19 protein-coding genes are annotated in these 22756 nt (G+C 45.7%); 14 read left to right on the top strand and 5 right to left on the bottom strand.

Going from position 1 to position 22756, the window contains the following annotated elements; translation table 11 throughout:
• Window positions 1-93: 93 nt before the first annotated feature.
• On the bottom strand, window positions 94-309 hold the full coding sequence (locus tag ATB78_RS00990; RefSeq protein ID WP_061007555.1) for a hypothetical protein: 216 nt from the start codon (window positions 307-309) through the stop codon (window positions 94-96).
• A gap of 461 nt (window positions 310-770) precedes the next feature.
• Between ATB78_RS00990 and ATB78_RS00995 the strand changes: the two genes are divergently transcribed.
• Both ATB78_RS00995 and ansB read left to right on the top strand, forming a co-directional pair.
• Window positions 771-2258, top strand: a complete 1488-nt coding sequence (locus tag ATB78_RS00995) for an EAL domain-containing protein (protein ID WP_050911020.1) — start codon at window positions 771-773, stop codon at window positions 2256-2258.
• Between the two features lie 315 nt (window positions 2259-2573).
• The gene (gene ansB, locus ATB78_RS01000) at window positions 2574-3638 is read left to right on the top strand and encodes an L-asparaginase 2 (protein ID WP_061007556.1); all 1065 of its coding nucleotides are present in this window, start codon (window positions 2574-2576) and stop codon (window positions 3636-3638) included.
• Window positions 3639-3755: 117 nt separating this feature from the next.
• Here the strand turns inward: ansB and ATB78_RS01005 are convergent, their stop codons facing one another.
• Window positions 3756-4592, bottom strand: coding sequence for a pyruvate, water dikinase regulatory protein (locus ATB78_RS01005; protein ID WP_045374514.1), 837 nt, complete (start codon window positions 4590-4592; stop codon window positions 3756-3758).
• Between the two features lie 349 nt (window positions 4593-4941).
• Between ATB78_RS01005 and ppsA the strand changes: the two genes are divergently transcribed.
• The 8 genes from ppsA to ATB78_RS01045 all read left to right on the top strand — a co-directional run bounded on the left by ppsA (window position 4942) and on the right by ATB78_RS01045 (window position 15333).
• Window positions 4942-7311 carry a phosphoenolpyruvate synthase gene (gene ppsA, locus ATB78_RS01010; protein ID WP_061007557.1) on the top strand — a complete coding sequence of 790 codons (2370 nt, stop codon included), beginning with the start codon at window positions 4942-4944 and terminating at the stop codon, window positions 7309-7311.
• Window positions 7312-7496: 185 nt separating this feature from the next.
• Window positions 7497-8276 carry a hypothetical protein gene (locus tag ATB78_RS01015; protein WP_061007558.1) on the top strand — a complete coding sequence of 260 codons (780 nt, stop codon included), beginning with the start codon at window positions 7497-7499 and terminating at the stop codon, window positions 8274-8276.
• Between the two features lie 298 nt (window positions 8277-8574).
• Window positions 8575-9396 carry a LuxR family transcriptional regulator gene (locus ATB78_RS01020; protein ID WP_061007559.1) on the top strand — a complete coding sequence of 274 codons (822 nt, stop codon included), beginning with the start codon at window positions 8575-8577 and terminating at the stop codon, window positions 9394-9396.
• Window positions 9397-9477: 81 nt separating this feature from the next.
• The gene (gene tyrS, locus ATB78_RS01025) at window positions 9478-10734 is read left to right on the top strand and encodes a tyrosine--tRNA ligase (RefSeq protein ID WP_061007560.1); all 1257 of its coding nucleotides are present in this window, start codon (window positions 9478-9480) and stop codon (window positions 10732-10734) included.
• A 160-nt stretch (window positions 10735-10894) separates the two neighbouring features.
• On the top strand, window positions 10895-11191 hold the full coding sequence (locus ATB78_RS01030; protein ID WP_061007561.1) for a Dabb family protein: 297 nt from the start codon (window positions 10895-10897) through the stop codon (window positions 11189-11191).
• 133 nt (window positions 11192-11324) lie between these two features.
• A complete protein-coding gene (locus ATB78_RS01035; RefSeq protein ID WP_081096546.1) occupies window positions 11325-12278 on the top strand; it encodes a LysR family transcriptional regulator in 954 nt (317 codons plus the stop codon).
• 117 nt (window positions 12279-12395) lie between these two features.
• On the top strand, window positions 12396-14444 hold the full coding sequence (locus tag ATB78_RS01040) for a hypothetical protein (protein ID WP_061007563.1): 2049 nt from the start codon (window positions 12396-12398) through the stop codon (window positions 14442-14444).
• A gap of 97 nt (window positions 14445-14541) precedes the next feature.
• Window positions 14542-15333 (top strand): hypothetical protein, encoded by a 792-nt coding sequence (locus ATB78_RS01045; RefSeq protein ID WP_061007564.1) that lies wholly within the window; start codon window positions 14542-14544, stop codon window positions 15331-15333.
• Between the two features lie 80 nt (window positions 15334-15413).
• Here the strand turns inward: ATB78_RS01045 and ATB78_RS01050 are convergent, their stop codons facing one another.
• On the bottom strand, window positions 15414-16889 hold the full coding sequence (locus tag ATB78_RS01050; RefSeq protein ID WP_061007565.1) for a DUF1214 domain-containing protein: 1476 nt from the start codon (window positions 16887-16889) through the stop codon (window positions 15414-15416).
• Between the two features lie 201 nt (window positions 16890-17090).
• Between ATB78_RS01050 and ATB78_RS01055 the strand changes: the two genes are divergently transcribed.
• A complete protein-coding gene (locus tag ATB78_RS01055) occupies window positions 17091-18047 on the top strand; it encodes an AraC family transcriptional regulator (protein WP_240537351.1) in 957 nt (318 codons plus the stop codon).
• Between the two features lie 125 nt (window positions 18048-18172).
• Window positions 18173-19177, top strand: coding sequence for a DUF1214 domain-containing protein (locus ATB78_RS01060; protein ID WP_061007567.1), 1005 nt, complete (start codon window positions 18173-18175; stop codon window positions 19175-19177).
• 76 nt (window positions 19178-19253) lie between these two features.
• Here the strand turns inward: ATB78_RS01060 and ATB78_RS01065 are convergent, their stop codons facing one another.
• The gene (locus ATB78_RS01065) at window positions 19254-20168 is read right to left on the bottom strand and encodes a LysR family transcriptional regulator (protein WP_039840430.1); all 915 of its coding nucleotides are present in this window, start codon (window positions 20166-20168) and stop codon (window positions 19254-19256) included.
• A gap of 28 nt (window positions 20169-20196) precedes the next feature.
• Entirely contained in the window at window positions 20197-20556 is a 360-nt protein-coding gene (locus ATB78_RS01070) for a DUF6559 family protein (protein WP_041056625.1), read from the bottom strand.
• Window positions 20557-20685: 129 nt separating this feature from the next.
• Between ATB78_RS01070 and ATB78_RS01075 the strand changes: the two genes are divergently transcribed.
• Window positions 20686-21567: a LysR family transcriptional regulator gene (locus ATB78_RS01075; protein ID WP_020196069.1), complete on the top strand. Its 882-nt coding sequence runs from the start codon at window positions 20686-20688 to the stop codon at window positions 21565-21567.
• Window positions 21568-21670: 103 nt separating this feature from the next.
• Complete coding sequence (locus ATB78_RS01080; protein WP_061007568.1) at window positions 21671-22753, top strand: efflux RND transporter periplasmic adaptor subunit; 1083 nt, start codon at window positions 21671-21673, stop codon at window positions 22751-22753.
• The last annotated feature ends 3 nt before the right edge of the window (window positions 22754-22756 follow it).

The following is a 22756-nucleotide window of genomic DNA, read 5'->3' on the forward strand; positions in this document are numbered from 1 at the left end:
GCAAGCGGCTTTTATCTTTTCCGGGGTAAAGCCGCTTTTTTTATGCACTTTACACTTTGTTAAAACAAGTACTGTTCTATGTTTTAACGAGCGTCAGAACGCTAATTCTTCCATCGGCCTCACCACAGAGCCATGTTGCTGAGACAACAAGGAGAACTCAACTTCTTGCCCACAAGCGCAGTAAAAGTCATATCCTTCCCCCGCTAAAAACGGCGTACTTTTATCGATAAACCAGTCCCTAGACTTTTTAGTATGAAGCTCACCACAACTTGGACAAGTCACTTCTACAGAGAAAACCTTGGCAATCATATCCCTAACCTCTTGTTAATTGCAGACGTACAACGAAATCGTTTGCTGTAGATAAACTAAACCAAGTTTTGAAACACTTCGTTAAGAAAATGTCAGAGTAAACGATGGAAAATGCGTGTTTCAACGACACTTTGAACAACTTTTTTCAGACAAAACTACGAAGAAAAATTGAACTGCAAACCATTACATAACAAATATTACCGAAAGGGGCATTTACCAAACTTATGAGAAAGAGAATCTTAATTTTTATTAAAAAATAGTAACTTGCGTAAATTTTATAAGACTCACATCACACTTTACATTGAACAATTCCTAAAATTGACATGCTTATTATAGTTTTATGTCATTACTTACCTGCTGTACTTATATCTGTGGCAAATCGATTCTTCTCCAATCCATCTAAAAAGTGGAGTAACAACCTCACACTGTGTGTTGTCGGCCTACTCTCTTTTTCGATCACTATGGTGGCATTTATCCCTTTTGCCCATCAATATCATAAAAAGCTCACACAACAGGCAGTAGAGGCAATTGAATCTGAGTTTCACAGCAATGTTCAACAGTTAGTTCATTTACTCGATGATGAGTTTTATCTCAAACCGTGTAACGAACTGATCCACGACTTACGCACCAACATCTTTGGTTTAGGGATGGCAAAAGACATCGCTACATTTGATCAAAATGGCAAGGTACAGTGCACCAGTAGCGAACGTCATCCGTCATTTCGGATTTACTCGACAATACTAAAACGCTTGGGTGATAGCGATGTACACGCCACGCTGTCTTACACGCAGCGAGCGTTGACCAATAACCAAGCATTGATCCTATTTTTCAGTTCGGATAAAGGGCGAGGCATCAGTGTGGTATTTCCAAAACAAGTACTGGAAATGCTGGTGAAGGATATTTTTAGCTTCGGTGACATGAAGTATCGAGTCGATATTATTAATCGAACCGCTGTTGATCTGACTAATGGCAACGCACTGCGCAGCGAACAAATCACTTCAGAAATCCTCCCTTTCACGGTCTACTCGACAATTAGTTATGCATTCTATTGGCAATTCTTAGCAAGCAAGTTATGGATTGGACTGCTAGGAATGGCCTGTGCTCTAGTCGTCCATCTATTTTTTAATTCAAAAAAGGTGGCCCGAAACAGTTTGGAGTTCTCTCTGGCTCAAGCTATCAAAGGGCGCAACTTGAGTGTGCATTATCAGCCTATCGTTGACCAACGTGATGGCAGTGTCATCGGTGGCGAGTCTTTAGTGCGCTGGAACGACCCGGTTCAAGGGTTCATTTCTCCTGGTATCTTTATCCCTCTTGCCGAGAAAGTTGGGATGATCGATCAGATCACTTATCTAGTGTTGGATAAAGCGATCAAGATGATCTCAACAAATAAGAAAGCCTTTCATGATCGCTACATTAGCGTTAACGTCAGTCGCTCTTTGATTCTCAGAGATGACTTCATTAAAGAAGTCGAGTCTCGCTTGATGTTCAGTTATTTCATTAGTGAACGTTTGGTATTTGAAATTACCGAAGAAGCGATTTTTAACAAAGATGAGTTTTCAATATTGCGTCAACACTTGGACCGACTGGCCTCACTAGGCATTCGTATTGCCGTTGATGATTTTGGTACGGGCTATTCTGGTCTGGATTTTATTGGGCAATACCCATTCGACATCATCAAGATTGATCGCGTCTTCGTAACCAGTTTAGGTAACGGAAAAACAACGCAACCTTTACTCGAGGCGATACACACTCTTTCCCAGACACTGAATATGTCTGTCATTGTGGAAGGTGTCGAAGAGGAGGCGCAATTGTGGGCTCTACATGACCTCGGCTTCTACAACATACAGGGCTTCTACTTTTCAAAACCTATTCCAAAGCCTGAGTTTCTAGACTATTTGGCATTGCACCAACCAGCCGATCTTCAAACTCTCGCGCCTGCGCTTAGCTAAGATTAATCAACCCAATTTTTGGCTGAGCAAGCGGTGCTCAGCCAAAGCTTTCTCCCTCAATACATCGTCAAATTCAGTCGTTAATTACAAATGCATGAATAGCAATTAACCAATTGTTAAACAGACTGCTGAAAGATCTCACTTGTTAATGAAGCACATAAACTAAGTTAAATGGTTGATTTAATGTTCTTTAACTGATTGGTTGATCACGATTTTCATCTGTAAATTGGTGAAGTTGTGCTCAAAAAATCTACCGCACTGTTTTTAGGATAGATAACGCTTCCCCCAACATCTAACCCAAAACAGGTGATTCCTATGACCAAAAAGTTTCTCCGCCTCAGTTCGATAACACTCGGTTTATGCATGAGCTCATTGGCTTTTGCAAATGCTGATTTACCTAACATCAAGATCTTAGCAACCGGCGGCACTATCGCTGGTGCAGGGCAATCCGCCACTGAATCCAACTACACCGCTGGTAAGGTTGGAGTCGATTCACTGATCAACGCAGTGCCTAGCATGACCAAAATTGCCGACATTTCCGGTGAACAGGTGGTCAGCATCGGCTCTCAGGACATGAACGATGAAGTCTGGCTAACGTTAGCCAAGCGTGTGAATGAACTGCTCGCTCAGGACGACGTAGATGGCATTGTGATTACTCATGGTACCGACACCTTAGAAGAGACCGCCTACTTCCTAGATTTAACGGTGAAGAGTGACAAGCCTGTTGTGATCGTAGGTGCAATGCGCCCTTCTACGGCAATGAGTGCTGACGGCCCAGTTAACCTCTACAACGCAGTGGTGACCGCAACGGATGAAGATTCTCAAGGTCGAGGCGTGCTAGTCGCAATGAACGACACCATTTTTGATGCGCGTGACGTAACGAAAACCAACACAACATCAGTCAGCACCTTCCAATCACCGAACTTTGGTCCACTCGGTTACATTCACAACAGCGATGCGAAGTACCAACGCAGCCCAGAGCGCAAACACACCACTGAAACAACCTTCGATGTTTCCAAGCTCGATAAGCTGCCACAAGTCGGAATCGTTTATAACTACGCCAATGCGTCGAGCTTACCGGTTAAAGCGTTCGTTGATGCGAAATTTGAAGGCATCGTCAGTGCGGGGGTCGGCAATGGGAACTTGTATCACACCGTATTTGATGAGTTAGAAAAGGCAAGTAAAGATGGCATCATGGTTGTTCGCAGCTCTCGCACGCCTACCGGCTCTACTACCCTAGATGCTGAGATTGACGACGATAAATACGGTTTCGTGGCATCTGGTACGTTGAACCCTCAGAAAGCTCGTATTTTGTTGATGCTATCGCTAACACAGACCAAAAATTACCAAGACATCCAGAAGATGTTCCAACATTACTAATCGAACAGTTTACAAGCTTTTCGATGAGTGAAAGCTAACCGCTAATAACAAAAGAGGAGGTTCGGATGCCTCCTCTTTTGTTATTTTTCACTAGCAACTTAGCGAAACAAGGGCAACCTAGCCAAACAAGCGACGCTTCATTCCTGCTCTTTCGAGAATGCGCGTGGTGATCTCTTCCACCGACAAAGACGAAGTGTTGATGTAAGGGATTGCCTCCCGTCTAAACAGCGCTTCTACCGTATCAAGCTCCAACTTACATTGTTCAGTGCTCGCGTATTCGCTGCCTGACAATCGGTTCTCGCGGATCTCATTCAAACGCTCTGGATTGATGGTTAAGCCAAATAACTTGTGGCGATGAATCTCAAACTCCGGCAATAAACGCATCATCTTGACGTCTTCGGCGATAAACGGGTAGTTCACCACACGTAAGCCAAATTGCATCGCCATGTATAGGCTGGTCGGTGTTTTGCCACTGCGTGACACGCCAAGGAGGATAATATCGGCCTCATCTAAGCCTTTAAGTGTGATGCCATCATCGTGAGCAAGCGTGTATTCAATCGCAGCGATACGGTCGAAATAGGTATCCGAATCTTTGCTTACGCTGCGTGAACGCTGCATTTTCGGCTGTGGCTCCATCTGAATGTCGTCTTGTACCTTCTGCACAATGCTCTCTAGCACGTCATAACCGTGAGCTGGCGCTTTGAGTAACATTTCACGAATTTCTGGCACAACAATCGAGAAGAATACCAAGGGCTTAACCCCATCGCGTTGGTAGGAAATCTCGATTTCCTTGATGACATCGGCAACTTTGTCTTCACTTTCGACAAAAGGGAAGGTTTTTTCATTAGGAATGAAGGAAAACTGCCCCAAAACAACATGGCCTAATGTCTCACATGTTATGGCCGTTCCATCAGAAACATAGAATACATCACGACTTTGGCTATTTATTTGCATTTTTGTTTATTTTTTCAAATTCATTTGAGTAGGATGGTTTACATAATATTAATAAATGAGTTTGGCTTGCAATTGCGTGCCCCACAGCTTTGAAAATTCTTCGGAGTTTTTTTAAGTAAACACGTAATCGTTTGCCTTTCATATCAACCAAGAAAAGTGTTGATACATGTTTGCGTCGGAAAATTCGTTTAAGCCCTAGTTGGGAAGTTGTAGTTAACGCCCCTTAGCTGCAATGGCTGTTGTCAGCCCGAAACTGTGTCTTCGATGACATTGACCTGCAAGGATGAACCACCGCTGTTCGAGGTTGGTATTAATCCCCTACAAAGCTGCAATGTTTCTGGAGAAAGACATGCAAAAGAACACCCTCTGGTTCAATGGACTATCCATGGATGATGTCGACAAGGTCGGCGGTAAAAATGCTTCACTTGGCGAAATGGTTTCTAACCTAGCCAATGTTGGTGTATCAGTACCAAACGGTTTTGCGACAACCTCGTATGCGTTTAACCAATTCCTTGACCACGAAGGTTTGGATGAGCGTATTCACCAACTACTTGATGAACTAGACGTTAAGGATGTAGAAGCTCTGCGTAAGACAGGTGCCACCATTCGTCAATGGGTATTAGAAGCCCCGTTCCCTACGGATCTTGAACAAGACATCCGTGATAACTACAAAGAACTGACAGACAATCATCCTGAGATTTCTGTTGCCGTTCGCTCTTCTGCAACTGCAGAGGATCTACCGGATGCGTCATTTGCAGGTCAGCAAGAGACGTTCCTAAACGTAAAAGGCATTGATGCAGTACTAGAAGCGACCAAGCACGTTTACGCTTCTCTGTTCAATGACCGCGCAATTTCATATCGTGTACACCAAGGCTTTAACCACCGCGGCATTTCGCTGTCGGCAGGTATTCAACGCATGGTGCGCTCGGACAAAGCCTCTTCTGGCGTTATGTTTACCCTAGATACGGAATCTGGCTTCGACCAAGTCGTGTTCATCACCTCTTCTTGGGGCTTGGGTGAAATGGTGGTTCAGGGTGCAGTTAACCCTGATGAATTCTACGTTCACAAGCCAATGCTAGAAGCGGGTCAACACCCAATTGTTAAGAAGACCTTTGGCTCTAAGCAGATCAAAATGATCTACTCAGACCGTCAAGAGATCGGTAAGCAAGTTGAGATCATCGATACGTCAGTAGAAGAGCGCAACGCCTTCTCTCTGAATGATGAAGAGATCAAAGAGCTAGCAAAACAAGCGATGATCATCGAAAAGCACTACAAACGTCCTATGGATATTGAGTGGGCAAAAGATGGCATCGACGGCAAACTTTACATCGTACAGGCACGCCCAGAGACAGTATGCTCTCAAAGCGAGCAAAACGTGATTGAGCGTTACGAGCTAAGCAACAAAGCAGATGTGTTGGTTGAAGGCCGTGCAATTGGTCAACGTATCGGTAAAGGCCCAGTGCGTTTGGTGGACTCTCTAGACCAAATGTCATTGGTACAAGAAGGCGATGTGCTAGTTACTGACATGACTGACCCAGACTGGGAACCAGTAATGAAGAAGGCGTCTGCGATTGTCACCAACCGTGGCGGCCGTACTTGTCACGCAGCGATCATCGCACGTGAGCTTGGTATTCCGGCTATCGTTGGTTGTGGTGATGCCACCAGCAAACTGACGGACGGCGAGACCGTGACTGTGTCTTGTGCAGAAGGTGAAACGGGATATGTTTACCAAGGCGAGCTGGAGTTTGAAATCAAACGCTCAGCGGTCGATGAGCTCCCACTGCTGCCAACCAAAGTGATGATGAACGTTGGCAACCCAGATCGTGCATTCGACTTTGCTCAGATTCCAAACGAAGGTGTGGGCCTTGCGCGTCTTGAATTCATCATCAACAAGATGATTGGTATTCACCCGAAAGCGTTGCTGAACTTCGATGCTCAAAGCGATGAGCTAAAAGCCGAAATCACTGAACGTATTCGTGGCTACAAAGATCCAATCGATTTCTACGTTAGCAAGCTAACCGAAGGCATCGCGACTATCGCGTCGGCATTCTGGCCAAAACGCGTGATCGTTCGTATGTCTGATTTCAAATCGAACGAGTACAGCAACTTGGTGGGCGGCAAAGGTTACGAACCACATGAAGAAAACCCAATGCTGGGCTTCCGTGGTGCATCTCGTTACATTTCTCCAGTGTTTGAAGACTGCTTCGAGCTAGAAACTCAAGCAATCAAACGCGTTCGTAACGAGATGGGTCTGAAGAACGTTGAAATTATGATCCCATTCGTTCGTACACCGAGTGAAGCAGCTTCGGTTATCGACCTACTGGCTAAGTTCGACCTACGTCGTGGCGACCAAGGTTTGAAAGTCATCATGATGTGTGAGCTACCGTCAAACGCAGTACTTGCTGAAGAGTTCTTGAAGTACTTCGATGGTTTCTCTATCGGTTCAAACGACATGACTCAGCTTACGCTTGGTCTTGACCGTGACTCTGGCGATGTTGCCCACCTATTCGATGAACGTAACCCAGCAGTGAAAGCCATGCTGCAAATGGCCATCGATGCGGCAACCAAAGCAGGCAAATACGTCGGTATCTGTGGCCAAGGTCCATCCGACCATGATGACCTAGCGGAATGGTTAATGGAACAAGGCATTAGCTCTGTTTCACTCAACCCAGATACGGTTATCGATACTTGGTTGAAACTAGGTAAAGTGAGCAAGTAAAACGAGCCTTCCTAACTTGTAATACTAAGCCCTCAAGCTCCTGAGTTTGAGGGCTTTTTCTTTACCCAGCATGTCAAAGCGATGTAAGTTCGTGACAACAATCCCAACCTAAACGGCGTGCTAATTTTCCCTCTGAGATTTTTCACCTAGAATGAAAGAATCTGATTTCATAAAAGAATGGACCTATGAAAAAGCCTCTTGCCCTTATCACTGCCTTAACCTTGCTCGCTTCTCCAGCTTATGCCGACTGGGACGACATTTCTAACAGCCTTTCAGACTTAGGGGATGCTGTTTCCGATACGGCCAAAGAGACATGGGACAGCACCAAAGAATTCTCAAAACAAGCATGGGAAGATTTCACTAATTGGTCAGAAGATGCGATCAACACCGCTGGTGAATGGACGGATGCAAGTATTGAAACCAGTAAAGAGTGGATAGACGAAGCCGACAAGAAAATTGATGAGCTGATGGAAGGTGATACACCGGAAGAAGCTCGCCAAGCGATTGACTTGATGGCGGATAGCACCCTGCTCAAACTGTTTAATGAGAAGCCAGAAGCGAAAGATCTTTACGATAAAGCTTACGGTTATGCGGTGTTTGATTCACGTAAACTGTCGTTGTTGTTCCACACAAACTCCGGTTCTGGTGTTGCAGTCAACAAATCGACAGACAAGCGCACTTACATGAACATGTTTGGTGCTGGCGTTGCCCTTGGTGTTGGCGGTAAGTTCTACCAACAAGTCGTGCTGTTTGAGAAAGAAAAAGACTTCAACACCTTTGTTGAAGAAGGCTGGGAAGCATCGAGCGAAGCCTCTTTAGTTGCTGGTGAGGACGGCGAAGAAATGACAGCACAGTTCAACAGCGGCGTAGCGGTATATCAGTTAAACACCACAGGCTTGTTGGTTGATGCGAACGTTTCTGGCTCGAAATACTGGGTCAACAAAGAGCTGACCGATTCGCAGTAATCTCAAGAACGCATCGATTTATTTAAGGGGAGCACAGGGCTCCCTTTTTGTTTATCTAAACACTCTCCCCATCACTGGCATTCCAGCATATTTCGATGAGAACATGAACCTAGTGTGCTTATGAAGCACACAACAATCCTTATACCGTCACTCCAGCGAGCCGAAGCGAGACTAGGAGTCTCATGCAGCACGTTTCTAAACCCACAACGTCGCATGAACAACAAAATAGCAGATAACTTTGGAATGCCAGCCCATTGCGTTATGCTTATCTCAACCTTTATCGCACGCTCGAATTCCCATGCCTAACGACGCATTCAACACTCAACTTGCAGAAACAATTTCTGCCCTAAATTCACCAAGCTTTACGCCTAAACTGATGCGCGTTATTGCTTCGTTATTGAGTTTTGATTGCGCGGTGATCCTCGGCTACCGCGAAGGTAAACACCCTATCTATCTGTATGATTCGATTGAAAATGAACGCGAGCTTCTGTTTCAGCGTTATCTCACCACCTCTTTTCAAAACGACCCGTTTTACCAGAACCTTAACGCCAACAAAGAGCAAGGCATCTTTACGCTCAAAGATGTGGTAGGCAAAGACGTCGCCCGTAACGATCTCGATTACCAAGCCTACTGTGAGCAGTTTTACCATCAAACCGGCTGGAAAGATGAACTCAGCATGCTGATCGAAATCGAGCCGACACGTTGGGTGATGCTCTACTTCGGTTTTATGCAAGACGATAAACGCTTCACCAAGCCTCAAGTCACCAAGCTCAAATCTTACTTCGCGATTATTCAGTCTTTGTGTCAACAGCACTGGAAACAGACTGAGTTTACACTCGCCGAGCCAGTGTTCAGCCCTAACGTTTATTCAGGACAAATGCGTGCCGCGATTGAATCCTCACTGGCATCGTTTGGCCAAAGCGTCCTCACTAATCGAGAACAAGAAATCGCGGCATTGATCGCGCAAGGTTATGACAGCAAAGAGATTGCAACGCAGCTAGATGTTGCAGAAGGCACAGTCAAGAACCACCGTAAACGCATCTACGCGCAGTTGAATGTCGCATCGTTAAGTGAGTTCTTTCAGTTGTTTCTCAACCACCTGATCACTCAATCAAGATAACAAACTGTCCCTTTAGGGATATATCTCGATTCCGCATAGCCTTTTAATCTGAATACAACCAAACCAGATAAAGATAAGACGATGACACTGATAGAAGATTTACAAGCTCGCGGTTTGATTGCCCAAGCGAGCGATTTAGACCAAGTTCAACAACTGCTATCTGAGCCACAAACCTTGTACTGTGGTTTCGATCCAACCGCAGGTAGCTTACACATCGGTCACCTTGTGCCACTGATTATGCTCAAACGTTTTCAAGATGCAGGACACCAAGCCATCGCCCTGATTGGTGGTGCAACGGGTATGATCGGCGACCCGAGCTTTAAAGCCACAGAGCGAAGCTTAAACTCAGAAGATACTGTGATGGGCTGGGTGCAAGATCTGTCGAACCAAATTCAACAGTTGATGAATAACCAAGTCAGCAAGCCAATGATCATGGTAAACAATGCGGATTGGGTGAAGCAGATTAACGTTATCGACTTCTTCCGTGATGTAGGTAAGCATTTCTCCGTGAATACCATGATCAGCCGAGAGTCCGTTAAACAACGCTTACAACGTCCAGATCAAGGTATCTCATTCACCGAGTTCAGTTACGCACTGTTGCAATCTTACGACTTCGCAGAATTAAACCGTCAGTACGGCTGCCGTCTTCAAATCGGTGGTAATGACCAATGGGGCAACATTGTTAGTGGTATTGACCTTACTCGCCGTCAAAATGGTGAGCAAGTGTTTGGCCTAACCTTACCTTTGATCACCAAATCCGATGGCACTAAGTTTGGTAAAACCGAAGGTGGTGCAGTGTGGTTGGATCCAAGTAAGACCTCGCCTTACGCTTTCTACCAATTCTGGTTATCCGCAGAAGATGCCGATGTTTACCACTTCCTGCGCTACTACACCTTCTTGAGTTGCGATAAGATTGCCGCGATTGAAGCACAAGACAAGGAAAGCAAAGGCAAACCGCAAGCACAGCGTATCTTAGCAGAGCAAATGACGCGCTTTGTCCACGGTGAAGAAGGCTTAGCAAGTGCAGAGCGAATCACTCAAGCGCTATTTATCGGCAATGTGCAGCAGCTAAGTTTGAGCGAGTTAAAACAGTTAGAACTCGATGGCTTGCCAAGCATGCAAAGTGCTGAGCAAGACTTGGTCGAGCTTCTGGTTGAATCGGGCTTAGCCAACTCAAAGCGCATTGCTCGTGAGCTGATTGGCAACAACGCCATCAGTGTGAACGGAGAGAAAGTGGATGCACAAAACCCAAGTTTGAACTTCCCGTTGTTCGATCAGTACTGGTTGCTTCAACGCGGTAAAAAGCATTTCTACTTGGTGAAACGCGTCGAAGGTTAACAGTTCCCATCTAACGACCTAGCTAGAACAACTAAAACGCGAGCCAAAGTGCTCGTGTTTTTGTTTCCCTATTTTGTGAAGCTAAGAGCTAACTTTAGAGTGGATGCCCGTTATAGTGTTGTTCTTCAAACACAACAAAATATAACAACAGCACAAAATCATGATCAGACACATTCTACTCATCAAATTTAAAGCTTCTGCCACCAGCGACAAAATCCAACAACTTCGAGCGCTATTCGAAGCCATGCCAACGAAAGTGGAAGGTGTAACCGACGTTGAATGGGGCTTAAACAACAGCCCAGAAGGAAAGAACAAAGACTACACACACGCCGTGATGATGACGTTTGCCGATGAAGCGGGTCGTCAGAACTACCTACCTCATCCAGAACACGATGCATTGAAAGAGGTATTTAGACCACTACTTGAAGACATCATCGTGTTTGATTACGAAATCTAATTGATGTGTTCAGCCAATCGATTCAAGCCATCAACTCGCGAGCCAAAGGTCCTACCTTTTGTTGCAGCTTTGACTCTCAGTACTAAATTAAGGATATTGAAGTAAGCGACATCAACAACAAAGGGCGTGAATATTGAAAGATTTATACTCCAACTTAGACTTAAATCTTCTGAGAACTTTTTTGGTGATCTATCAGGAGCAAAATCTTCAAAAAGCGTCCAATCGATTGTTCGTCACCGCGCCCGCACTCAGTAAGTCCTTAACTAAGTTGAGAAACCATTTCGATGATCCTCTGTTTGTCAAAGTGCCAACGGGGTTATCTCCGACTCACTTTGCTACAGAACTTTACGGTGTCATTGAGCCAACGTTCGATAAGCTCTCGAAAAAGCTGAACTCCCTCAACCAATTCGATCCTACGGAGCTTGAAGGTAAAATCACCGTCGCGATTTCCCCGATATTATTGCAAGCTTTAGGCAAAGACCTTTTCAGTGAGATTAGCCGACAAGCGCCCAACGTGGAACTTCACTTGCCTTGCTGGAACAATAACTCACTCGATGATCTTGCCAATGGAACCTGTAAAGTCGGCATTAACTACGAGTTACCTTTCTCACGCAAAGACATTCTTAGCGAAGTGGTGGGGCAAGACTTGTTGGGCATTTACGTTCGCAAAGACCATCCTCTGGCAGCAAAAACCATTTCGTTGGCCGACACCATTTCTTACCCTCTGGCGCTTTTGCTCGTCACGGATTGGAACATCGATGAACCATACGCGATTAAAGTGCTTCGAGAATACTATCCTGATGTTCCGCCAAAGATTGCGTTTCGCTCCGAATTACCATCCCCTATTCTGGAAATATTGGCAGAGACAGACCTGCTGTTTCCCTATACCGCCTTTTTCCACATTGAGCGTTATCCCAATCTCACCGCTTTGGATATCAAGAAAGATCAGTTGGACAAACTGCTTAAGCGGATTCATGTCTATTACCCCAACAAGGATCGATTCGACCCTGTTCAGCAATGGCTAATGGCAATTATTTCTAACTTATTGAATCAATTACCTCAGGCACACAACCCTATTAACTCTTAGTTAATACCCATTTTCCTTCTGCTCAATATTCGTCCAGATGTATTAAAAGTAAGATTTTCTCATCGGTCGGGCATGCATCGCTCTGCCTTTCTTCCAAGCGATTATGAGAAATCACCAATGAGAAAATCACTTCTAGCTACCATCGTTTTTAGTTCTCTTTCTGTTAATGCTTACGCTGTGCAAGTCGACACTCGTGAAGCTAATCGTCAAACCTCAATCTTAATTGATCAACAACTTTCCACTTCACAGGCGATGTATGTCGCTAGCTTGAATGCACGTAATCAACAAATGGAATTGAGTGAGTTTGCAACGGAAGACGCTACCGATGAAAGCAGTTGGGACAGCGCAGGCGCGATTGCTGGCGGCCTTCTTGTTGGTGCGGTAGGCAGTATCAGCACGGGTGGTTCAAGTTCCGATCCTGCTTCACCAATGAAGCCAATCTCAGTGACGCCAAATAACCCAATCGAGACAGAGATTGTTAACCCGAATATGGAATACGATTACGTATGGCACGACCAAACTCTTGTCATCACTGAGAAAGGCACTGATGTTTGGGTAGCGACAGGTACGCTCGAGAAGACGAATACTGGCGTCGAGCTTGTTATCAAACACAGCACGGGCGAAGTGGTTCGTATCCCGCTAGAAAACGGCAAGCCTGTAATCAAGCCGGGCACGCCATCAAACCCAATTGAAGGCGAAGTTGGTAACCCGAACATGGAATACAACTACGCATGGCACGACCAAACTCTCGTTATCACTGAGAAAGACACCGATGTTTGGGTAGCAACAGGTACGCTTGAGAAGACGAATACTGGCGTCGAGCTTGTTATCAAACACAGCACAGGTGAAGTGGTTCGCATCCCGCTAGAGAACGGCAAACCAGTGATCAAACCGGGCACACCATCTAACCCAATCGAAGGCGAAGTTGGTAATCCAAACATGGAATACGACTATACATGGAATGACCAAACGCTAATCATCACAGAGAAAGGCACTGATGTTTGGGTAGCAACAGGTACGCTTGAGAAGACGAATACTGGCGTCGAACTTGTTATCAAACACAGCACAGGCGAAGTGGTTCGTATCCCGCTAGAGAACGGCAAGCCTGTTATCAAGCCGGGCACACCATCTAACCCGATTGAAGGTGAAGTTGGTAATCCGAACATGGAATACGACTACGCATGGCACGACCAAACTCTTGTCATTACTGAGAAAGGCACCGACGTTTGGGTAGCAACAGGTACGATCGAGAAAACCAACTCTGGCGTCGAGCTGGTTATCAAACACAGCACGGGTGAAGTAGTTCGTATCCCGCTAGAGAACGGCAAGCCTGTTATCAAACCGGGCACGCCATCTAACCCAATCGAAGGCGAAGTTGGTAATCCGAACATGGAATACAACTACGCATGGCACGACCAAACTCTTGTCATCACAGAGAAAGGCACTGATGTTTGGGTAGCGACTGGTACAATCGAAGAAACAACCGCTGGCTTTGAATTAGTAATCAAACACAGCACGGGCGAAGTGGTTCGCATCCCGCTAGAGAACGGCAAGCCTGTTATCAAACCGGGTACACCATCTAACCCGATTGAAGGCGAAGTTGCTAATCCAAACATGGAATACAACTACGCATGGCACGACAAAACTCTAGTTATCACTGAGAAAGGCACTGATGTTTGGGTAGCAACAGGAACAATCGAAGAAACAACCGCTGGCTTTGAATTAGTAATCAAACACAGCACAGGCGAAGTGGTTCGTATCCCACTAGAGAACGGCAAACCTGTTATCAAACCGGGCAAACCATCTAACCCAATCGAGGGTGAAGTGGGTAATCCAAACATGGAATATGACTACGCTTGGAATGACCAAACACTCGTCATCACAGAAAAAGACACTAATGTTTGGGTTGCGACAGGTACTATCGAAGAAACAACCGCTGGCTTTGAATTAGTAATCAAGCACAGCACAGGCGAAGAAGTTCGTATTCCACTTGAAAATGGCAAGCCAGTATTCAAGCCAACTGGAAACAATGAGTTTGATGCTTACCAAATCGCAGCGAAGGTGAGTGCTTCAGACTTCGATATTCAAAACGTTAAAGATCGCTTTAATGCTTTGTCTGCGGAGCAACGCAAGAAAATCCGTCAATTTGTAAATACTAGAAAATAACGTCAGTCGGTAATTCAAGCCCCCTTCCCTTGGGGGCTTTTTTATCTTAATTCTGTCCCGTATTCACAGCATGGAAGCCCATTAAAGAGAGCCGCTCGTGAGATTTCCATTTACAACCTTTATCGTTTCTTTGCTACTTCTGCCACTCCAAACCAACGCAAGTACCGAACCTGAGCATGTACATACTAAACTCCAAGAACTAGAATCACCGGAAGAATCCCAGCTAGATTGGGGAACCTTGCTTGTCGAAACGTTCGATGTCTCTGTCAGTAAGAGTGATTTTCTTGGAGACTATTCGAACGACTATGTTTTCACTCTAAATGGTTCTTATAACTTGAACGATAAGTGGCGCCTATTTGGTTCGGTAGACAGCGACAAATTTGGTGACATTGGGCTTGGTTACTCTTTCCTTCTCTTCGACCAAATTTACAATGAAGTAAGCGCTTCTGTTGGTGGAAACACAGATAAAACGGGCGTTTACACCACAGGGTTGTTTTCAGCCGCGCAATTAGGTGACGCGATAGTGTTCACCAATTTCGATGTTCAATACATCGATAGCCGATTTGAGGGAGAGGGTTGGGACATTCGTGATGAATCGTTCAATCTGAACAAGTTGGTTGGTGTGCTTTACCCTGTGAATGATGTATTAGAGCTGTCTGCCTCGTACGGACACGACAGTAATCTTTACGGAAAAGCGCAGCTCAATCTTGATGAATTGCCATGTTCCAGACCGATTTGCACCAACAGAAATACAACTGATGCCGACAGCTATATTAATCTCGGCTTTACGTTGAATCTTTGGGGAGTAAAACCGTATCTATCTCATCGATTTGACCTCAATGATTCAAGCCGAAACTACTGGGATTTCAGTTTGTCATTTGATTACTAATTCAAATTAGCAGCACAACATCAAACGCAACGAGTCTTTAAAAAGCCACCACGACAGTTTTATCATGGTGGCTTTTGGGCTTACTTCACGTGTTTAAAGTTTGGCAGAATCGTTTCTGGCTTCTGCTCAACAAACGCCTTGCTTGGTGAGTAAGCACGGAAGTACACAAACCAGTTTTCATCTGGTCGAGTTTGTACCCAGTTTGCTTCATTCACACCTTCTGGCTTGGTTGGTGAGAAGTGGAACGTGTAGTTACCGTCTGCGTCTTTAACTGTGCCCGGAACGTTTGAGCCCACATCGGCACGTTGAATATCATTGTCGATGATGGCGCGGTTTTCCACGTTGTACACCGTAATGGTCCAGAACAAATCGGCGTAGTTCACATCGCCATCTAAAGTTAGCGTGTAGTGATTGCTACCATTTAGGCCATAGCCTTCGCCGTCACGATAGTTATCAAGGTATATCTGACCCCAGCCACCATTTTCAAAACCATGCATCGCAATGTCGTTCGTTACCGCTTCATAAAACCATGCCGCGCGACCATCGAGATCCATGCCATAAGCGCGATCTTGGTTTGGTGTTGATGCTGTTGCAACTTCCCAACGGTTCCCTTCAGGCCCATATTCTGATTGATGTAAACGACCCGTTTTGTTGAAGTCGATATTCTTAGTCATGGCCTCACCAAGCACTACCGCTTCTTTCATGATCTTCACTTGCTCAGCATTTGGTTCGAACGGTTTACCCTTCTCAATACCCAATGGACGCAACATGTCATGCATCATGCGATCGCGCTCTGCAACAGGTTCTGTTTGAATGGCTTCGTTGAGCACTTGCCAAAACTCCATACCACGTGGGTGTTTCGCATCGAGACCTTTTTTCGGGAAGTTAACACCTCGATCGCTAAGGGGTTTGCCATCCAGATGCGTGATAGACATCGACTCCAAGTCCGTCATGCGTTGTTTCTCGGTTTTCGCCATTAAGCGCACACCAAAGAAGACATAGTTAGTATCCGATTCAAGTACCACCGCATCTTTTGGTAGGTTCTTCGGTGTTTCGCAGCCCTTAGCTTTTATCACGTACGTGCCTGGTTTGGTCATTTGTGCAATGCCAATCTGCCACATGGTATGCACCGCACCACGCAGTTCATCGGTCGGGATGTTCACCACAACGGGCTCTTTCTCTACGTTAAACCATGTAATCGCGTAGGGTGTTGAGGTGTTGTAAGTTAAGCCACCCAATTTAGATTGATGGGATGCCACATAAGTGATTTGGCCATCTTCTGAGCCCATTTTTTCATACGCCGCCTTCCACGCGTAGTTAGACGTCAGCGGAATAGACCAAATGTAAGCTTGTGTCGCGCGCTGAAAATCCATCAGATTAAACAGTTTCTTTGAGCTTTCCTCTGTTGGAATGCCATTGAGCACACTGGTTTCAAAAGCAAAATCACCAGAGCGGGTGTGCATGTTCTCAATCTTGATGTTGTTGTCTGCGTATGCACCACTGGTTAAAGCGGCAAATATCAAACCAGAGATAAGGGTTTTCGTTACTTTTTTCATGTCTATTCTCTACTCGTCGTTTCAGGCGGTATCGGGAGGATGAAGTTGAAATCAGTCATTTCTTGACCAACTCAATGTGGCGCAGTATAAAAACAAGCCAAGACTGAAAATTGACATTTTGAGAATATTTGAGTGAAAAACGAATATCGATTGAGTGCGTTATACCTCTCTGCTTTTCCTAGATTGTGCAGACGATATGGTGTGAAGCCTCAAACCTTAACCTCAAAGCTCAATATTCAAATCTCAACCTTACACGATGAAAACCAAGAACTTAGCCATCAGCAATTTGCAGAACTGCTGAACTTGGCCGCCAAAGAGACTAAAGACCCGCTGTTCGCCCTAGAGCTCAGTACCTTGATTGACTACCAGTCTTTGGACATCGCTATGTTGCTGATTGCCAGTCAGGAATCTCTCGCAAACATCTATCCGGTTTTGTTTGGTCTATACAGCTATCAACAGCGCGCTTCTCGCCATCAACTTGATATTCGTGAAGACATTGCTCGCCACTTTACCCAGTTCTTATTCGAACCCAATGTCGATACAAGCCAACACGCTTTGCTTTCCATCGGAGGCATTATTACAACGTTCAAGATGGTATTGGGCGAACGGTTGAAGTTGCATCAAGTCCATTTTAAAGCGCGCTACCAAGGTGAATCAGGAGCACAGCTGCAAATACAGATAGAACGTCTTGAACGTTTCTTTGGATGCAAAGTGATATTGGGTAGTCAGTTCGATGGCTTTGAGTTCCCCAAAGCCCTACTCGCAGAAAAGCCCGATTTGGAGATGACCATCACCAATCAAATGCGACGCAAAGTCTCTCATGGTCTTCAACATCACAACACGCTATTGGAAATCACCACCAACTCTATTCTGCTATTGCTTCCTCTCGGCGATATCAGCAAAACCTTGGTCAGCAAAATGCTCGGCATCCACCCGAGAACGTTACAGAACTTGTTGAACAAAAATACCCTCACCTACCGAGATATCGTGAATTCAGTTCGCGACACCGAGAGCAAGAAACTGCTCACCAACAGCGAATATCCAATCCGCACTATTGCTGACATGCTTTGCTACGCTTCTGCCGATTCTTTTATTCGCCAGTTCAAACGCACCAATGGCACCACTCCTTTGCAATATAGAAAACAGCATCGCGTGTGACGGCTAGCAGTCCAAGCTTGCAATTCTTTTTAGTTATTATCTGAATTACATCAATTCATTTCTGTCATCACTGGCATATCGATAAAGTGAGGTCATCTCTTAATGACGACCTCAAGGTAAGCGACATGAAAAAGACCATCTTAGCGACTCTTATTGCCATCACCTCTATGCAGACCATGGCAGCCGTTAAAGTGACCGACGAAAACTTCGCCCGTGCAGAAACCGACCTGTACTTCACTCAACAACTAGAGCTCCAACCAATCAATGTGTTTGACCACAACCGAGACAGCGTCACCGTTGATAATCAGATGATCATTCGCTCAAACACCGACTTACTTTACTCAACAGCCGTGGTCGATGTGTCAAAAGGTGCCACTTTCCGCTTGGCGAAAGGTGATGCTTACCAAATCATGCATTTTTTCAACAACAATCACGACAACCACATGGCGATTTATGGTGGTGACGAGATCTACATTGATTCAAAAATTGCAGGCTCGGATTACATTTACATCTTAATGCGTACCGCTACGACGGCAGGCATGGAAGAAGCACATCGCTTACAAGATGCCGCCGTGATTGATGCAAAATCCGCAAAACCATTTAAGCCAGCGCAAGATTGGGACAGCGCCTCTCGCGACGCGGTACGTGCGAAATGGGAGAAGCAAGTCAACACGATTAAGACAGAAGAAGCCTTCACTACTGGCATTACTGCAACACCAAATAACAAGCAATTTATGATTGGTACCGCTGTGGGCTGGGCTGGCTTACCAGCAGAATACGCGGTGTACTCTTCACGAGCGGGTACTGGCAAAGTTGAGTGTGCTGATATCACCTTCGATAAACCGTCACTGAGCTACGAAAAAGGCGGTTACTGGTCCATCACGGCATACTCAGGCAAAGGCTGGTTGATGACGGATAACAACAGCGCAGACTCAACCTCCGCTGTACCAAACAAAGATGGCTCTTACACCATTCACTTCGCACCGAAAGGCGAGACCTGTGGTGCCGCGAATAACGTAATTGAAGTGAACGATGCGGGCTGGAACTTCGCGCTGCGCGCTTACCGTCCAAGTGACAAAGCCAAAGCGATTGAAGAAATGCACAACTTCCCGAACGTGACGGCAAAGTAACGCAGAACAAGCGGAATCTCCTCAGGCCAAGACTCTGAGAACAAACCTCTAAGAACAAGCCTCTCGATGGAGAGGCTTATTGTTTTTCTTGGATGATGGCTTGAGAAGTGGTGATGATTTTTCGTTTTAGCCACTGATGCATCGGATGCATGCGTTTATTGTGCGATTCCACCAGCACAATATTTTTTAGCTCATCTGGGGTGTGATTAGGAAAAGAGACATACTCAAACTCACCGCGCAGATAATGAGCAAGCTGTCGAGAACAAGGCAAGATGATCTCACTCTGCTTAACCACATCGAGCAAGGTATGCAGGTAGGAGCTTCGCGCTTTTACTTTCAACACTTCACTTGAAAGGTGCTTAGCAATAAAGGGCTGAGTATCATTCCAACCCGGCACCACCAAACTGGCGTATTCTGCTTGATTGATTTCAGCTTGAGACAGGGTCTTTCCTGCCAAAGGGTGGTTGATTTTAACTAACCCAACAAAATCATCTTCACCAATCACTTGGTGGGTAAATTGCTTATTGGTGTCGATCGGCGAATAGTTGATGGCCGCTTGAATTTCGCCATCGAGCAACTTTTTGAGTGTTTGAGAACCCCAATTCACGATGTTTACTTGTGCGTTTGGTGCCTCTTCAATCACCGCGAGACACAAGCGTGCACCGAGCCAGTTGGAGATAAAACCGTTAATCGCAATGGTAATGTTGCCTTGGTAGTCGGCAGGCTCAAACGTTGGCGAATCTAGAATCACCTCATCCAAACTTTCCATGATCATCGGCAGCTTGTCACCCAGCTCAAGTGCACGAGGCGTTGGCTTTAAGCCAGAGTGAACACGAGTAAACAACTCATCATCAAAGTAATCACGCAGCCTTCCCAACGCTTTGCTGACTGCGGGTTGGCTCAACGCTAATTGGTCACCCGCAATACGCGTGTTCTTAGTTTCAAGTAACACCAGAAAGATACGGAGTAAGTTGAGATCCAGTTGCTTCATCGTGATTCGTTCCCTAATACAACGCTGTTTAGTATCGGCTATTCATTCCGAATCGGTGCGACATGTCATCGTCCATACGACCGCCTTTCCAACCACCCGAACCAAGTAGATTCAGTACATCTTGTGCGGTGTAATCACCACCATCGAAAAAGTCGTTCGAGACATCGGCACGCAAGGAAGTAAGCTCAGCTCTAACTTCTGCGGTCAGTTCTTGAGGATCGGCATACAGAGCCAAAGCGATCTGTTGTTGGCGCTTGCTCAACTCGCTTGTGCTGCTTTGTACTTGTCCGATAGAGAAATACTCGCGACTTCCATAGCCCTTAATCAATCTGGCAGAAAGCAACTTAATGACCTTCTTGATTCGACGACGTTGAATGACTCTCAGCACATTAATTCCCTATTTCTCTTTTCAAAAAAGTATCTGTTATCAAAAGTCACGTTATATTTTGTGCATAACGTGATGATGCTTTAGAGTGTCACGGTTTAGTACAGTGTTCAATAAGCATGGAGCGCCAGTGTGAAAATCGACGATCTTAAACTCTTCATTAAAGTGGTTGAGCTAGGAAGCTTTACCGCTGCGGCAAACGCATTGGATCTGCCGCGCGCGAATGTGAGTCGACGAATTGGCGAATTAGAGCAATCCTTAGGCGCTCAGTTATTCCATCGCACCACACGCAGTTTATCGCTAACCAATAATGGCGAAGCCTACTACGAGAACCTGCAAAAAGCGCTGACGATGCTCGATTCGGCGAACGAACAAGTCAGCAACGACACCAATGAAGTTCGCGGCCGCATCAAACTCGGGTTACTGCCAGAAACCGACGAACTGGTTCGCCCAATTCTGTTTAACTTCCACGATAAATACCCTCATGTTGAGTTGGATATTCGCAACATCAACAATGGCTTTAGTGACATGTTCCAACAGGGCTTGGACATCGCTTTTCATGGTGGCGCCCTATTTGATTCCGACATCGTTGCCCGTAAGCTTTTGACACTCGACCGTTGTTTAGTCGCTTCTCCCAATTACCTTGAAACACACGGCATGCCAGAGAACCTAGAACAACTGAAGGAACACCAGTGTGTCTGTTTTCGTTGGCCAAATGGTGAGGTAGACAATGTCTGGCACTTCCAAGAGCAAAGTGTACAACTGCACCCGAAGCTCATTTCCAACAACATTGGCTTTATTAAGAACGCGACGATTTTAGATCGTGGTATCACCTTTATGCCCAAACTACTGGTGAAGCGAGAGTTGGAATCCGGCAGCTTGGTGCAGCTATTGTCACAATATTCTGTCACTGAAGAATCGGGATGGTTGCTTTACCCTCAGCCTAAGACATTGAGTCAGGCGAGCCGATTACTTATTGACCACCTCATTAAAGAAGTCCCAAAACTCGTTTAGCCGAATACATTGTCTCGTTTTTTGAGACAGTGAGTCTCACTGCCGAGTGATTATCTGAACATTGTACAATTGTATGATGGCACCAAAATTATGGAGCCATCGTATGAATCGTCTATTCAAAACTACTGCATTAGGTGCCGCGACATTGGCACTGTTTGGCTGTAATCAAAGCCAAACCACGTTCACCGAACCAGAGTCCCCTCGCCCAATTCAAGTTGTTGAAGTCACGGGTGAAAATACGGCGTTGAACAAATCGTTTAGTGGCATTGTTCAAGCAAAAGAGACCGCCTCCCTTTCTTTTCGCGTTCCTGGCACGGTTGACCGCGTTTTGGTGAAGAAAGGCGATCATGTCGAGAAAGGACAGGTCATTGCTACGCTTGATCCTCACGATTACCAAGTTTCTTTGGAAGAGCTTCAAGCACGTATGCTGGAAGCGAAGTCTGCGCATAAACTGGCAAAGGCTGAGCTAAAACGCGTGAAACAAGCCACCGATGATGACGCGATTGCCAGTGTGAATTTGGATAGAGCCATCAGCGGTTATGAGCGTAGTTTGTCTGCCGTAAAAGTAGTAGAGAAGAATATCCAACGCGCGGAAGATGCCTTGGCTTACACCACACTGCGTGCACCATTTTCTGGTAGCATTGGCGAGGTACGAATCGACGCATTCGAGCAGACACTGCCGGGCGTTAGCGTCGCTACTCTTCAACAAGACGGTCAGTGGGAAGTGGATATCGATGTGCCTGAGAACATGATTCGTCAGTTTAATCTTGGGCAAACAGCGGCACTGTCTTGGTATGGCTCAGAGCAAACATACCGTGCTAACGTCGCTGAAATCGCGCCTAAAAAGCATCTCATCAAACAAACTTACCCTGTCACTCTAGCTATCGATTCAATTTCTAGCGAACTGTTCAATGGCAAAGCCGTTACGGTCACAACCTCATTTCAGCCCGATCAATCCAGTCATTGCTTCCCCTATTCTGCGATTTTAGGTGAAAAGAAATCGCTACACGTCAATGTCGTTCGTGACGCTATCGTGCACACCGAGCCAGTGAGTTTGCAATCCATCGACTCTCATCAAGCGTGTGTCTCTGGCGCTTTCCACCAAGGCGACTATGTGGTCATCAGCGGCACTCATTATCTTCAAGCTGGCGACAACACGCCGAATTTAACCATCAAAACGCTATAGGCT

Source organism: Vibrio sp. CUB2, assembly GCF_001557945.1.
Lineage (GTDB): Bacteria > Pseudomonadota > Gammaproteobacteria > Enterobacterales > Vibrionaceae > Vibrio > Vibrio owensii.